Annotated in this window: 14 protein-coding genes; 5 read left to right on the top strand and 9 right to left on the bottom strand. The window is 71.6% G+C overall.

All coding sequences use genetic code 11. The features are described 5' to 3' along the window. Positions 1-39 precede the first annotated feature (39 nt). Positions 40-483: a MarR family winged helix-turn-helix transcriptional regulator gene (locus tag ABZ449_RS02795; RefSeq protein ID WP_360339042.1), complete on the bottom strand. Its 444-nt coding sequence runs from the start codon at positions 481-483 to the stop codon at positions 40-42. Between the two features lie 77 nt (positions 484-560). Between ABZ449_RS02795 and ABZ449_RS02790 the strand changes: the two genes are divergently transcribed. From ABZ449_RS02790 to ABZ449_RS02775, 4 genes are read left to right on the top strand one after another with little or no spacing between them, the layout of a single operon-like run. Then, positions 561-1,505 carry an SDR family oxidoreductase gene (locus ABZ449_RS02790; protein WP_360339039.1) on the top strand — a complete coding sequence of 315 codons (945 nt, stop codon included), beginning with the start codon at positions 561-563 and terminating at the stop codon, positions 1,503-1,505. Continuing rightward, a complete protein-coding gene (locus tag ABZ449_RS02785; protein WP_360339036.1) occupies positions 1,502-2,368 on the top strand; it encodes an amidohydrolase family protein in 867 nt (288 codons plus the stop codon). The genes ABZ449_RS02790 and ABZ449_RS02785 overlap by 4 nt, the downstream gene beginning before the upstream one ends. 14 nt (positions 2,369-2,382) lie before the next feature. Then, positions 2,383-3,867 carry a long-chain fatty acid--CoA ligase gene (locus tag ABZ449_RS02780; protein ID WP_360339033.1) on the top strand — a complete coding sequence of 495 codons (1,485 nt, stop codon included), beginning with the start codon at positions 2,383-2,385 and terminating at the stop codon, positions 3,865-3,867. Between the two features lie 24 nt (positions 3,868-3,891). Beyond that, positions 3,892-4,347, top strand: a complete 456-nt coding sequence (locus ABZ449_RS02775) for a MaoC family dehydratase (protein WP_360339030.1) — start codon at positions 3,892-3,894, stop codon at positions 4,345-4,347. An 82-nt stretch (positions 4,348-4,429) separates the two neighbouring features. Here ABZ449_RS02775 and ABZ449_RS02770 read toward each other — a convergent pair whose 3' ends face one another. The 7 genes from ABZ449_RS02770 to ABZ449_RS02740 all read right to left on the bottom strand — a co-directional run bounded on the left by ABZ449_RS02770 (position 4,430) and on the right by ABZ449_RS02740 (position 11,522). Further along, positions 4,430-5,401: a Gfo/Idh/MocA family oxidoreductase gene (locus tag ABZ449_RS02770; protein ID WP_360339027.1), complete on the bottom strand. Its 972-nt coding sequence runs from the start codon at positions 5,399-5,401 to the stop codon at positions 4,430-4,432. A gap of 1 nt (position 5,402) precedes the next feature. Continuing rightward, positions 5,403-6,710, bottom strand: a complete 1,308-nt coding sequence (gene ligA, locus ABZ449_RS02765; protein WP_360339024.1) for a protocatechuate 4,5-dioxygenase subunit alpha — start codon at positions 6,708-6,710, stop codon at positions 5,403-5,405. Between the two features lie 36 nt (positions 6,711-6,746). Further along, entirely contained in the window at positions 6,747-7,679 is a 933-nt protein-coding gene (locus ABZ449_RS02760) for an amidohydrolase family protein (protein WP_360339021.1), read from the bottom strand. Between the two features lie 3 nt (positions 7,680-7,682). Then, positions 7,683-8,372 (bottom strand): 4-carboxy-4-hydroxy-2-oxoadipate aldolase/oxaloacetate decarboxylase, encoded by a 690-nt coding sequence (ligK, locus tag ABZ449_RS02755; protein WP_360339018.1) that lies wholly within the window; start codon positions 8,370-8,372, stop codon positions 7,683-7,685. A gap of 17 nt (positions 8,373-8,389) precedes the next feature. Beyond that, complete coding sequence (locus ABZ449_RS02750) at positions 8,390-9,415, bottom strand: amidohydrolase family protein (RefSeq protein WP_360339015.1); 1,026 nt, start codon at positions 9,413-9,415, stop codon at positions 8,390-8,392. Positions 9,416-9,442: 27 nt separating this feature from the next. Beyond that, positions 9,443-10,654 carry a 4-hydroxybenzoate 3-monooxygenase gene (locus tag ABZ449_RS02745; protein WP_360339012.1) on the bottom strand — a complete coding sequence of 404 codons (1,212 nt, stop codon included), beginning with the start codon at positions 10,652-10,654 and terminating at the stop codon, positions 9,443-9,445. A gap of 100 nt (positions 10,655-10,754) precedes the next feature. Then, on the bottom strand, positions 10,755-11,522 hold the full coding sequence (locus ABZ449_RS02740; RefSeq protein ID WP_360339009.1) for an IclR family transcriptional regulator: 768 nt from the start codon (positions 11,520-11,522) through the stop codon (positions 10,755-10,757). Positions 11,523-11,609: 87 nt separating this feature from the next. Between ABZ449_RS02740 and ABZ449_RS02735 the strand changes: the two genes are divergently transcribed. After that, positions 11,610-12,311, top strand: a complete 702-nt coding sequence (locus tag ABZ449_RS02735; RefSeq protein WP_360339006.1) for a substrate-binding domain-containing protein — start codon at positions 11,610-11,612, stop codon at positions 12,309-12,311. Positions 12,312-12,450: 139 nt separating this feature from the next. Here the strand turns inward: ABZ449_RS02735 and ABZ449_RS02730 are convergent, their stop codons facing one another. Then, entirely contained in the window at positions 12,451-13,428 is a 978-nt protein-coding gene (locus tag ABZ449_RS02730) for a peptidase S1 (RefSeq protein WP_360339003.1), read from the bottom strand. Positions 13,429-13,489 lie beyond the last annotated feature (61 nt).

The following is a 13,489-nucleotide window of genomic DNA, read 5'->3' as shown; positions in this document are numbered from 1 at the left end:
TGCGCGCGCCGTCCGGCTTCGCGGTCCGCCCGGGGCGGGTCAGCGCCTGTCGGGTTCGGCGATGCGCAGGAGCAGGGCGTGCAGTTCGTCCCGCTGCGCGGCTTCGAGTGGGGCGAGGAGGGTGTCCGTCACCCGCACGCTGTCCTGCTCGCTGTCGCGGAGCAGGTCCCGCCCCGCCTCCGTCAGGACGACGATGCGGGTGCGGCGGTCGCCCGGGTCGGGCCGGCGTTCGGCGAGTCCGAGCCGCTGAAGGTCGTCGAGGAGGGAGACGATCGCGCTGGGGTCGTAGCCGAGGCGGTCGGCGAGTTCGCGCTGGCGCGCCCCCTCGACGGTGGCGAGGTAGCGCAGCACGGCATAGTGGCGCAGGCGCAGGCCGTACTGCTCCAGGCTGCCGTTGAAGAGGCTGCCGGCCTGCAGGCCCAGCCGGTACAGCAGGTAGCCGGTGTCCGTGTGGAGGCCGTGCATCCATGGCTCGTCACTCATGCGGAAGATCATGCCGCAGAATCACGGCCGACAACAACCATTGACGACAACAATGATTGCTCTTACCTTCAATTGCCATGAGCCACGAAACCTTCCCCGAATCGATCGACCTCACCGGCAAGGTCGCCGTCGTCACCGGCAGCGGCCGCGGGCTCGGCCTCGCCTACGCCACCGCTCTCGCCCGGGCCGGAGCCGCCGTCGTCGTCAACGACCTCGACGGCGACGTCGCCGAGCAGGCCGCGAAGTCCATCACCGAAGCCGGCGGCCGCGCCGTCGCCGAGGCCGTCGCCGTGGGCACGAGCGAGGCGGCGCAGGCGCTGGTCGACCGCGCGGTGGCCGAGTTCGGCCGGCTGGACGTGCTGGTGACCAACGCCGGCATCCTGCGTGACAAGGTGCTGTGGAAGATGACCGACGAGGACTTCGACGCGGTCGTCGCCACCCATCTGCGCGGCACGTTCACCTGTGCCCGCGCCGCCGCGATCCGGATGCGCGAGCAGGGCGAGGGCGGCAGCCTGATCATGATCGGCTCCCCGGCCGGGCAGCGCGGCAACTTCGGCCAGACCAACTACGCCGCCGCCAAGGCCGGCATCGCCGCCATGGTCCGCACCTGGTCCATGGAGCTCGCGCGCAACGGCATCACGGTCAACGCGGTCGTGCCGGTGGCCGCCACCGCCATGACCGAGACCATCCCCGTGTTCGCCCCCTTCATCGAGGCGATGAAGCAGGGCCGGCCGCTGCCCGACTTCCTGCGCAAGGGCGAGGGTTTCGGCACCGCCGAGGACTGCGCGGCCCTCGTCCCCTTCCTCGCCTCGGACGCGGCCCGCGGCATCACCGGCCAGTGCATCGGCATCGGTGGCGACAAGCTGGCCCTGTGGTCCCACCCGCAGGAGACCGCGGTCGCCTACGCGGACGGCGGCTGGACCCCCGAGGCCATCGCCGCGACCTGGGCCACCTCGGTCGGCCGTGAGCCGCAGACCGTCGGCATCCCCGCGCCCGCCGTCCCCGCCGGGAGCGGTCAGTGAACGTCAGTGAGCTGACCGCCATCGACGTGCACACGCACGCCGAGGTCTCCGCGAACGGCCAGGCCTCCCTCGCCGAGCACCTGCACGACGCCTCCAGCGGCTACTTCAAGGTCGAAGGCTCCCGCAAGCCGACCCTGCCCGAGATGGCCGCCTACTACCGCGAGCGCCGCATGGCCGCCGTCGTCTTCACCGTCGACGCCGAGCACGCCACCGGCACACCGCCGGTCCCGAACGAGGAGGTCGCCGAGGCGGCCGCCGCCAACGCGGACGTGCTGATCCCCTTCGCCTCCGTCGACCCGTTCCGCGGCAAGGCCGGTGTCCGCCAGGCCCGGCGGCTGGTCGAGGAGTACGGAGTCAGGGGTTTCAAGTTCCACCCCAGCATCCAGGGCTTCTTCCCGAACGACCGCCTCGCCTACCCGCTCTACGAGCTGATCGAGGAGACCGGCACCGTCGCGCTCTTCCACACCGGCCAGACCGGCATCGGCGCGGGCGTCCCCGGGGGCGGTGGAATCCGGCTCAAGTACTCCAACCCGATGCACGTCGACGACGTCGCCGCCGACTTCCCGCACCTGAAGATCATTCTGGCGCACCCCTCCTTCCCCTGGCAGGACGAGGCGCTCGCCGTGGCCACGCACAAGCCCGGCGTCCACATCGACCTGTCCGGCTGGTCGCCGAAGTACTTCCCGCCGCAGCTGGTGCAGTACGCCAACTCGCTGCTCCAGGACAAGGTGCTCTTCGGCTCCGACTACCCGGTGCTCACCCCGGACCGCTGGCTCGCCGACTTCGACAAGCTGCCGATCAAGGACGCCGTCAGGCCCAAGATCCTCAAGGACAACGCCGCCCGCCTGCTCGGGCTCAGCTGAGAGGGCACCCACCCATGCGCAACCAGGGACTCGGCTCCTGGCCCGCCCGCCGCGCCCGGAAGACCCCCCACCGCACCGCGCTCGTCCACGACGGACGCCGCATCAGCTACGCCGACCTGTACGAGCGCGCCACCCGGCTCGCCCATGCGCTGCGGGGCGCGGGCGTGCGGCGCGGCGACCGTGTCGCCTACCTCGGCCCGAACCACCCCAGCTACCTGGAGACGCTCTTCGCGGCCGGCCTGCTCGGCGCCCTGTTCGTCCCGCTCAACACCCGCCTCACCGCACCCGAGATCGCGTACCAGCTCGACGACTGCGGCGCCAAGGCGCTGATCCACGCCACCTCCTGCGCCGGACAGGTCGGTCCGGGCGTCCCGCTCACGGTCGAGATCGGCCCCGACTACGAGGCGCGGCTCGCCGCCGTCGATCCCCTCCCGATCGACGAACCGGTGACGCCCGACGACACCTGCGTCATCATGTACACCTCGGGCACCACCGGTCGTCCCAAGGGTGCGATGCTCACCCACGGCAACCTCACCTGGAACTCCGTCAACGTCCTCCTCGACTACGACCTGGTCTCCGACGACCGCGCCCTGGTCTCCGCCCCGCTGTTCCACTCCGGAGCCCTCGGGATGCTGGCGCTGCCGGTCCTGCTCAAGGGCGGCGCCCTGCTCCTGGTCGAGTCCTTCGACGCCGCCGGAACGCTGGACCTGATCGAACACGAGCGCATCTCGGTCATGTTCGGCGTCCCGACCATGTTCGACCTGGTGGCCCGACAGCCGGGCTGGGCACAGGCCGACCTGAGCAGCCTGCGCCTGCTGAACTGTGGCGGCGCACCCGTGCCGACGTCGCTGATCGAGGTCTACCAGCGCCGCGGCCTCACCTTCTGCCAGGGCTACGGCATGACCGAGGCCGCCCCCGGAGTGCTCTTCCTCGACGCCGAGCACGCCGTGGCCAAGGCCGGCTCCGCCGGTGTCCCGCACTTCTTCACCGACGTGCGCGTGCTCGGCCCGGAGGGGCGGGAGGCCCGGGCCGGGGAACTGGGCGAGATCGTCGTCCGCGGCCCGAACGTCAGCCCCGGGTACTGGGGACTGCCCGACGCCAGCACCGCCGCCTTCACCGACGGTTGGTTCCGCAGCGGCGACGCCGCCCGTACGGACGCGGACGGCTTCGTCACCATCGCCGACCGGATCAAGGACATGTACATCTCCGGCGGGGAGAACGTCTACCCGGCCGAGGTCGAGGACGCGTTGCTGGCCCTCCCCGGTGTCGCCGAGTGCGCCGTCATCGGCGTTCCCGACGCGAAGTGGGGCGAGGTCGGCCGCGCCCTCGTCGTCCCCGAACCCGGCGCCGACCTCGACCCCGAGCAACTGCTCGCCGACCTGGCCGGCTCGCTGGCCAGGTACAAGCTCCCCAAGTCCGTGGTGGTGACGGCGGCGTTGCCGCGCACCGCCTCCGGAAAGATCCTCAAGCACCAGCTCCGCGCCCAGCACGGCAGCTGACCGACCGAAAGGCAGCACCACCGCATGGCCCTCACCGTCAACGGCCTCGACGAGCTCAAGTCGCTGGCCGGCGCCGACCTCGGCACCAGCGCCTGGCTCGAGGTCACCCAGGACCGGGTGAACGTCTTCGCCGACGCCACCGACGACCACCAGTGGATCCACACCGACCCCGAGCGCGCGGCCGCCGGCCCCTTCGGCGCGCCGATCGCCCACGGCTACCTGACGCTCTCCCTGTTCATCCCGTTCTTCACCGAGTTGCTGGAGGTGGAGGGCGTCGCCACCAAGGTCAACTACGGGCTGAACAAGGTCCGCTTCCCCGCCCCGGTCAAGGTCGGCGCCCGGATCCGCCTGGCCGCGCGCCTGGCGGAGGTCGAGGAGGTCCCGGGCGGCCTGCAGATCACCGTCGACGGCGCCATCGAGATCGAGGGCGGCCCGAAGCCGGCGGCGGTCCTGCAGAGCGTCTCCCGCTTCTACGCCTGAGTCCCCGCACCCTCGCGGGAACACGAGGAAGGGGCCGCGTCTCCGAGGAGGAGACGCGGCCCCTTTCGCCGTCCTACCGTGGTCACGCCCCGGCGGCGGCCAGCTGCTCTTCGAGGGAAGCCAGCGTCCGGTAGCAGTTCAGCACCTGGGCGATGGACGCGTTCGGCTCGCGACCCTCGCGGATGGCGGCGACGAACTCGCGGTCCTGCAGCTCGATGCCGTCCATCGAGACGTCGACCGCGCTCACGTCGATCGGCTCGTCCTTCCCGGTCACCAGGTCGTCGTAGCGCGCGATGTAGGTGCCGGTGTCGCCGATGTAGCGGAAGAAGGTGCCGAGCGGCCCGTCGTTGTTGAACGACAGCGACAGTGTGCAGATGGCACCGTTCTCCGCGCGCAGTTGGACGGACATGTCCATCGCGATCCCGAGCTCGGGGTGGATCGGCCCCTGGATCGCGTTGGCCTGCACGATCGGCGACCCGGTCTGGTAGGCGAACAGGTCGACGGTGTGCGCGGCGTGGTGCCACAGCAGGTGGTCGGTCCAGGAGCGCGCCTGACCGAGTGCGTTGAGGTTCTCCCGGCGGAAGAAGTAGGTCTGCACGTCCATCTGCTGGATCCGGTAGTCCCCGGCCTGGATCCGCTGCCGCACCCACTGGTGGCTGGGGTTGAAGCGCCGCGTGTGCCCCACCATGGCGACCAGGCCGGTGCGCTGCTGCGCCGCGTGGCACGCCTCGGCGTCGGCCGGCGAGGCCGCCAAGGGGATCTCGACCTGGACGTGCTTGCCGGCCTCCAGGCAGGCGAGCGTCTGGGCGGCGTGCATCGGGGTGGGCGTGGCGAGGACGACGGCGTCGACGTCGTCCGCCGCCAGCGCCTCCTCGAGGCTCGCGACGGCACGGCCCGCACCCTGCTCCTCGGCGAACCGCCGGGCCCGTTCGAGCGTGCTGCTCACGACGGCGGTCACCTCGACGCCCTCGATCCGCCGCAGCGCGGCCGCGTGCTTGGCGCCGAACGCACCGCCGCCGACCAGGGCGATCCGGACGGTCTGCTCGTCAGTCATGTCACTCCTTAGCGCCGGGCGTCTCGCCCTGCGGGTGGTTCTCGAGAATCAGGTGGCCGACGGCGGTGTTGGACGCCGGCACGTGGTAGAAGCGGTGCTTGACCTCTGTCCTGCCGGATCCGTCGACGTCGCTCATCGCCCCGCGGGCGATCAGCCACATGACCAGCTCGATGCCCTCCGAGCCGGCCTCCTCGACGTACTCCAGGTGCGGCACCCGGGACAGGCCCTCCGGATCCGCGACCAGCCGGTCCAGGAAGGCGTTGTCCCACTCCCGGTTGATCAGACCGGCGCGCGGGCCCTGCAACTGGTGGCTCATCCCCCCGGTGCCCCACACCTGGACCTTCAGCGGCCTGTCGTAGGACTCGATCGCCCTGCGCAGCGCCTGGCCGAGCCGGAAGCACCGCGCGCCCGAAGGCACCGGGTACTGCACCACGTTGACGTGGAACGGGATCACCTTGCACGGCCACCGCTCGACGTCGCCGAACATCAACGACAGCGGGACGGTCAGCCCGTGGTCGACGGTCATCTCGTTGGCGAGGGTGAGGTCGAAGTCGTCCTGGATCAGCGCGTGCGCGATGTGCGCGGCCAGCTCCGGATCGCCCTCGATGCCGGGAACCGGCCGGGGTCCGTAGCCCTCGTCCGCGGTGGGGTAGGCCGCACCGGTGCCGAGCACGAAGGTCGGGACCAGCGACAGGTCGAAGGTGGAGGCGTGGTCGTTGTAGACCAGGAGGATCACGTCGGGGACGTTCTCCCGCTCCCACCGCTTGGAGAACTCGTAGCCCTCGAACACCGGCCGCCAGTAGGGCTCGTCGGTCTTGTGGTGGTCCATCGCCGCGCCGATCGCCGGTACGTGCGAGGTGAACACCGCCCCGGTGACGGTGGCCCGCCCCTTCGGCGAACGCCGGTCGGTGTGCGCCGCTTCGAGGACGGCGCGGTCGATCCGGTTGCCGGCGATGGAGCGACCGCCGCCGACCATCATGTCGCGGTACTCCTGCTCGGTCATTCCGGTCATCGACCCGGCCATCTGCTGGAACGACAGCCCGAGCGTCGCACCCCACTTGGCCAGGAAGTAGATGTTGCCGCCCTCGCGGATCGCGGCGTTGAGGTCCCGGTCGAGCAGCGCCCGCTTCTGCTCCTCCCGCAGCGGCCACGCGTCCAGGTAGGCGCGCTCGTCGGCGAGGTAGCTCTCCCGGTTCTCCGCCGTCATCAGCGACATGCAGAACTGGTTGAGGTGGTAGCCCTTGGCGGACTGCTCGGCGTCGAAGATCGTCGTCCCGGGGACCAGCTTGTAGCTCTTGTCGAGCGTCACGGTGGTGCCTCCAATCATGGGGCGGTCAGGGGCGGTTCAGTCGGCGGCCGGCCAGTACAGGCGCATGGGGTTGTCGACCAGGAGCGCCTGCTGGAGCGCGGGCGTCGGCGCGATGTGCGGGATGAAGTCGACGAGCAGGCCGTCGTCGGGCATGTGGTCGGTGAGGTTCGGGTGCGGCCAGTCGGTGCCCCACAGCACCCGGTCGGGGAACTCCTCGACCACTCGGCGGGCGAACGGGACGACGTCCCGGTAGGCCCGCCGCTCCCCGTCGAGGGCCGCCGGACCGCTCGCCGACAGCCTCTCCGGGCAGCTCACCTTGCACCAGATGTCCTCCCTGGCCCGCAGGAAGTCGAGGAACGCCTCGAACTCCGGGCCGTCCGGGTCCTTGCCGACGTCGGGCCTGCCCATGTGGTCGACGACCAGCGGCACCGGGATCGACAGGAGGAACTCGCGCAGGTCGGCGAGGTCGTCGGCCTCGAAGTAGACGACGACGTGCCAGCCGAACGGCCTGATCCGCTCGACGACGTCCCACAGGTCCTGCCGCGGCGCCGCGTCGACGAGCCGCTTGACGAAGTTGAAGCGCACACCGCGGACACCCGCCTCGTGCAGGTCCCGCAGCTCCGCCTCGGAGATGCCGGGGCGTACGGTCGCCACGCCGCGGGCGAGGCCCCCCGAGGCCCGCAGGGCGTCGACCATGGCGCTGTTGTCGGCGCCGTGGCAGGTCGCCTGGACCACCACGTTCCGGGCGAAGCCCAGGTGGTCGCGCAGGGCGAGGAGCCGGCCCTTGGAGGCGTCACAGGGGGTGTACTTGCGCTCGGGCGCGTAGGGGAACTCGGCCCCCGGCCCGAAGACGTGGCAGTGCGCGTCGACGGCGCCCTCGGGCAGTCGGAACTGCGGGCGGCTCGGGCCCGCGTACCAGTCCAGCCAGCCGGGGGTCTTCTCGAACTCCGCGGTCGGGTTCGTGGTCATGTCTCAGTCCTCGTAACGCAGTCCGAGCCCGGCCAGCGGGCCGCGCATGCCGTAGATGTCCAGACCGAGCTCGCCCGCGCGGAACCGCGCGCGCTTGCCCTCCTCGGCCGCCTCGCGCCTGGCCGACGCCTCGGCGACCTCGGCGGCTCGCTCCCGCGGCACCACCACGACGCCGTCGGCGTCGGCCACGACCACGTCGCCGGGGCGCACCAGGGCGTTGCCGCAGACCACCGGCACGTTGACCGAGCCGAGCGTGGCCTTGACCGTGCCCTTGGCGTTGACCGCCCGGGAGAAGACCGGGAAGTCCATCCCCTCCAGGTCGGCCACGTCGCGCACGCCGCCGTCGATGACCAGGCCGTCGCAGCCGCGGGCACGGAACGACGTCGCGAGCAGCTCGCCGAAGAAGCCGTCCTCGCTCTCGGTCGTGCAGGCCGCGACGACCACGTCGCCCGCGCGGATCTGCTCCGCGGCGACGTGGAGCATCCAGTTGTCGCCGGGCTGCAGCAACACGGTCACGGCCGTGCCGCACAGACGCGCCTTCGGGTACACCGGACGCAGGTAGGGGCGCATCAGCCCGGTGCGGCCCATGGCCTCGTGGATCGTCGCCACGCCGAAGGCGGACAGCGCGGCGACGGCCTCGGGGTCGGCGCGGGTGATCGCCGTGTGGACGACACCGATCTCGGTGTGCTCCATGCTCTCTTCTCCTCGGGTCAGCGGCCGGCGGCGGCGAGGCGCGCGGCGAGTCGGGGGTAGACGCGGAGGGCGTTGTCGGCGTACACGGCTGCCCGTTCCCGGCCGGAGAGGTGCGGGGTCGCCTCCACGTACCGCTTCGTGTCGTCGAAGTGGTGGCCGGTCCGGGGGTCGATGTCGCGCACCGCGCCGATCATCTCGCTGGCGAACAGGAGGGACCCGCTGGGGATCACCCGGGTGAGCAGGTCGATGCCGGCCTGGTGGTACACGCAGGTGTCGAAGAAGACGTTGTCCAGCAACTCCTCGGGATCGGGCCTGCCCAGCGCCATCGCCAGGCCGCGGAACCGGCCCCAGTGGTAGGGCACCGCCCCGCCGCCGTGCGGGATCACGAACCTCAGTGTCGGGAAGTCGGCGAAGAGGTCGCCCTGGACCAGCTGCATGAACGCCGTCGTGTCGGCGTTGAGGTAGTGGGCGCCGGTGGTGTGGAACGCCGGGTTGCAGGACGTGCTGACATGGATCATGGCGGGGATGTCGTACTCGACCATCGCCTCGTAGATCGGGTACCAGCTACGGTCGGTCAGCGGCGGCGCGGTCCACCTGCCCCCCGACGGATCGGGGTTGAGGTTGACCGTCACCGCGCCGAGCTCCTCCACGGCACGGCGCAGCTCGGGCAGGCAGGTCGCGGGATCGACGCCCGGCGACTGCGGCAGCATCGCGCCCATCGCGAAGCGGCCGGGGTAGAGCGTGCCGACCCGGTGGACCAGGTCGTTGCAGAGCCGCGCCCACACGGAGGAGACCTCGAAGTCACCGATGTGGTGGGCCATGAAGCTGGCGCGCGGCGAGAAGACCGTCAGGTCGCTGCCGCGCTCGTCCATGAGGCGCAGCTGGTTGCCCTCGATCGCCTGGCGCAGGTCCTCGTCGGTGATGACCAGGCGGTCGGGGTCGGGCGCGTTGCCGGGGTCGCCGACAGCCGCGATCTGCCGGTCCCGCCACCGCGCCAGCTGCGGAGGTGCGGTGGTGAAGTGACCGTGGCAGTCGATGATCATGCGTTCTCTCCTGGTGGCCGTCTGGGGTCAGTGCTGGGCGCGGGCGGGCCAGCCGGTGTACTGCTCGGCGAGATACGTGCGGCCCGCGCGAGTACCCACCACGTTGTCGAGCTCGCCGAGTTGGCGCCGCAGGTCGTACGGCGTGCCGCCGGGCGCGGTGTGCAACAGCTGGGTCATCCAGAAGGAGAAGTTCTGCGCCCGCCAGACCCGTTGCAGGGCACGCGGCTGGTAGTCGTCCAGCGCGGTGTCCCCGCCTTCGCCGAGCGCCCGCAGCAGGACCTCGGCAAGCACCTTCACGTCGTGGAGCGCGAGGTTGAGCCCGCGGGCGCCGGTCGGCGGCACGGTGTGCGCGGCGTCGCCCGCGAGTGCCAACGAGCCCCAGCGCATCGGCTCCTGCACGAAGGAGCGGAACCGCAGCACGGTCTTCTCGAAGATGCGGCCTTCCTTGAGGCGGAAGCCGTCCTCACCGGCCACCCTGGCCTGGAGCGTGTCCCAGACCCGGTCGTCGGGCCAGGCGTCGACGGACTCGTCGGGGCTGCACTGGAAGTACATCCGCTGGACGGCTTCGCTGCGCTGGCTGATCAGCGCGAACCCGTGGCCGGAGTGGGCGTAGATCAGCTCGGGCGCGCTCATCGGGGCCTCGGTCAGGATGCCGAACCAGGCGAAGGGGTACTCCTTGCCGTAGCGCACGCGCCGGTCCTCGGGCACCAGGTCGCGGCACATGCTGCGTGACCCGTCGGCGCCGACGACGTACCGCGCCCGGATCTCGTGCCGGGTCCCGTCGGCCGCGGTGTAGCGGACCCGGGGAGCCTCGGTGGTGACGTCGAGCACTTCGGTGCCCGTGACGCCGAAGTGGACCGTCCCGCCGTCCCGGTCGCGCGCGTCGGCCAGGTCGATGAACACGTCGGTCTGCGGATAGAGCCACACCGACGCACCCACCAGCGCCTTGAAGTCGATCCGGTGCGCGCGGCCACCGAACCGCAGCTCGACACCCTCGTGCTCGTGACCGTCGCGCAGGATCCGGTCGGAGACCCCCGTGTCGACCAGGTCCCGGGCCACGTCGGCCTCGAGGATGCCGGCGCGCTGCGTCGTCTCGATCTCCCGCCTGGTACGGGTGTCGACCACGACCGTCTCGACCCCTGCACGCCCCAGCAGGTGCGCGAGCATCAGGCCGGCGGGACCGGCTCCGACGACGGCGACGGGAACCGAAGTGACGGTGTCGATGGCGGTTTCGGCCATGGCGCCTCCTGAGCGACTGCGATCTCGAACGCCCCGAACGCTGGCATCCGGGAGCGCGAGCCGTCAGTAGCGTTTCCGTCAGGCGGAAGCGCTCTCGGCGTCAGGCCGTTGCGCGGGTCCGGCGTCCGAGCTCGTCGGAGATGCCGGACGCGGCCCTCAGCAGCGGCTCGCGCAGCCCGCGGGCGCGGCTCGCGTCGCGCGCCGCGATGACGATCCCCAAGGCGGCACTGACCGGCCCGGTCCGGCCGATCCGCACCGGTGCGGCCACCGCGACCGTGGTCTCGGAGAGCTGACGGTCGCTGACGATGACCTGCTCGCGGCGGATGCGGTCGAGCTGCGCCCGCAGCGCCTTCGGATCGGTGAGCGTGTGCGCGGTCCAGGCCTGCAACGGCGATGCGAGAACGGCCTCCTGGATGTCCCGCGGCGCGTGCGCGAGCAGCACCCGGCCCATCCCGGTGGAGCCGATGGGGAACCGCGCGCCGACCATCGTCACCAGCTCGACCGAGCGGTGCCCGGCGATCCGCTCGACGAAGACGAGCTCGGTGCCCTCGCGCACGGCGAGCTGGATGTTCTCGTGCGTCGCCTCGTAGAGATCCTGCATGAAGGGCAGCGCCACGTCGCGCAGGATCTGGGTGCGGGGGCACCCCGACGCGATCTCCCACAGCCACAGCCCGACGTGCCACGAGCCGTCCTCCGCGCGTTCGAGCGCCCCCCAGTCGGCCAGCTCCCGCACCACGCGGTGCGTGGTGCTCAGGGCGAGGCCGGTGCGCTGAGCGATCTCCGACAAGGTCTGCGACCGGCGCTCACGATCGAAGGTCGAGAGGACCTGCAGAACCTTTCCAGCCGCGGTGCCCGGGGTTGCGCTCACCCGCCCAGTCTCGCAGACCGACCGGACGGCCCCGCGTTGAGCTGCCCACTCGAGCGTCGTACCATCGGCCGGACTCAAGGAGACAACGTGCACCGAGAGATTTCCGGACTGTCCTCGATGGCGACCCGGGTGATCCTGGCCGAACTTTCCGAACACATCCGACAGGTCCACGGGATACCGGTGAGCTTCCAGTCGGCCGGCGGGGTCGACATCGCACGGCGGGTCCGCGCGGGCGCCGAAGCCGACCTGCTCGTACTCGCCGATGACGCGATGGCCGCACTGGCCGCCGAGGGCCACGTCGTCGACGGCACGCTGCGGCCGCTGTGGATCTCCCAGGTCGTCGCCGCCGTACCCGAGGGAGCACCCGTCCCGGCACTCGGTTCGGAGGCCGACCTGCGGACCGCCCTGCTGACCGCGGAGCGGGTCGCCTACTCCACCGGCCCGAGCGGGACGGCCGTCGTCGACCTGGTCGACCGGCTCGGCCTCTCCGACGAGGTGCGGGGCAGGCTCGTCCAGGCACCCCCCGGGGTACCGGTGGGCAGCATGCTGGCATCCGGCGACGCCGACCTGGCGTTCCAACAGCACAGCGAACTGATGGGCCTGCCGGGCGTCACCGTCATCGGGCCGCTGCCCGGAAGCGCCGCGATCAGCTCGACGTTCACCGGCGGCGTGTCGGCGACTTCGTCCGAGCCCGGCCGCGCCGCCGCGATCCTCGACCTGTTCGGCTCCGACACCGCCGCGAAGACCGCTCACGCCAAGGGCATGCGGGCCGCCGGCCACCACGGCTGACGACCCGTCCGACGCCGGCCCCACCGGAGATCGCCGTGGCGGCGGCCACTTGAGGCTCTCCCCGTGCCAGGGGCTGATCGCCGGGTCGACGACGGTGCCGGCCGGCCCGAGCGGGTCGGCCGGCCCCGTCGTCGTGGCGTCAGGCCTCGGCGCCCATGTCGACCCAGTTGGTGACGTCGGCGACGGCGCCCTCCTTGACCGGGGCGTGGTGGTCGCTGGTGAGCACACCGATGCGCCGGCCGTTCAGGACCAGGGCGACGGCGTTGCCGTTGCCCGCGACGTCGAACCAGTTGGTGAAGTCGGCGACGGCGCCCTCCTTGACCGCGGCGTGGTGGTCACTGGTGATGACCCCGATGCGCCGGCCGTTCAGGGCCAGCGCGAGAGCGTTGCCGTTCGCCGCCACGTCGGCCCAGTTGGAGAGGTCGCCGACGGCGCCCTCCTTGACCCAGGCGTGCCCGTCGGTCGTGATCACACCGATGCGGTTGCCGTTCAGGACCAGGGAGGTGGCGTTGCCGTCGCGGCCCATGTCGGCCCAGTTGGTGAAGTCGGCGACGGCCCCCTCCTTGACCCAGGCGTGGTGCTCGCTGGTGAGGACGCCGATGCGCTGGCCGGACAGGGCCAGCGAGAGGGCGTTGCCGTTCACGGCCACGTCGACGTATCCGGCGGAGAGGCCGCCCTCCTTGACCCAGGCGTGGTGGTCGCTGGTGACGACGCCGATGCGGTTGCCGTCCAGGACGATCGAGAGCGCGTTGCCGCCCTCGTCGACCCATCCGGCGAACAGGCTGCCCTCCTTGACGTAGGCGCGGCCGTCCCTGGCGATGACGCCGACGCGGTTGCCGGACAGGGCCAGCGCGGTCGCGCCTTCGTACTGCTGGACCCATCCGCGGGAGTCGACGGTGCCGTCCTTGACGAACACCCGGCCGTCGGTGGTCAGGACGCCGATGCGGCTGCCGTCGACGGCGAGGGCGGCGATCGTTCCGGGCACCGGGGCCGGGCCGGCGATGCGGGGGCTCTCCACGGCCGCCGCCTGGCCGACGGCCGGAGTCGCGGTCACCGCTGAGGCCGCGACGGCCAGGACGGCCAGGGCACGGCGCACGGTCTTGGTGGTGCTACGCATGATCTTTCCCCTTTTCTTCTGGATGGACGTACTGGCGCGGGACGTCTCCCGGGAGGCCGGC

Source organism: Kitasatospora sp. NPDC005856, from assembly GCF_040629945.1.
Lineage (GTDB): Bacteria > Actinomycetota > Actinomycetes > Streptomycetales > Streptomycetaceae > Kitasatospora.
Note: the sequence above shows the minus strand (reverse complement) of the source record. Positions and strands in the feature narration are given on the sequence as shown.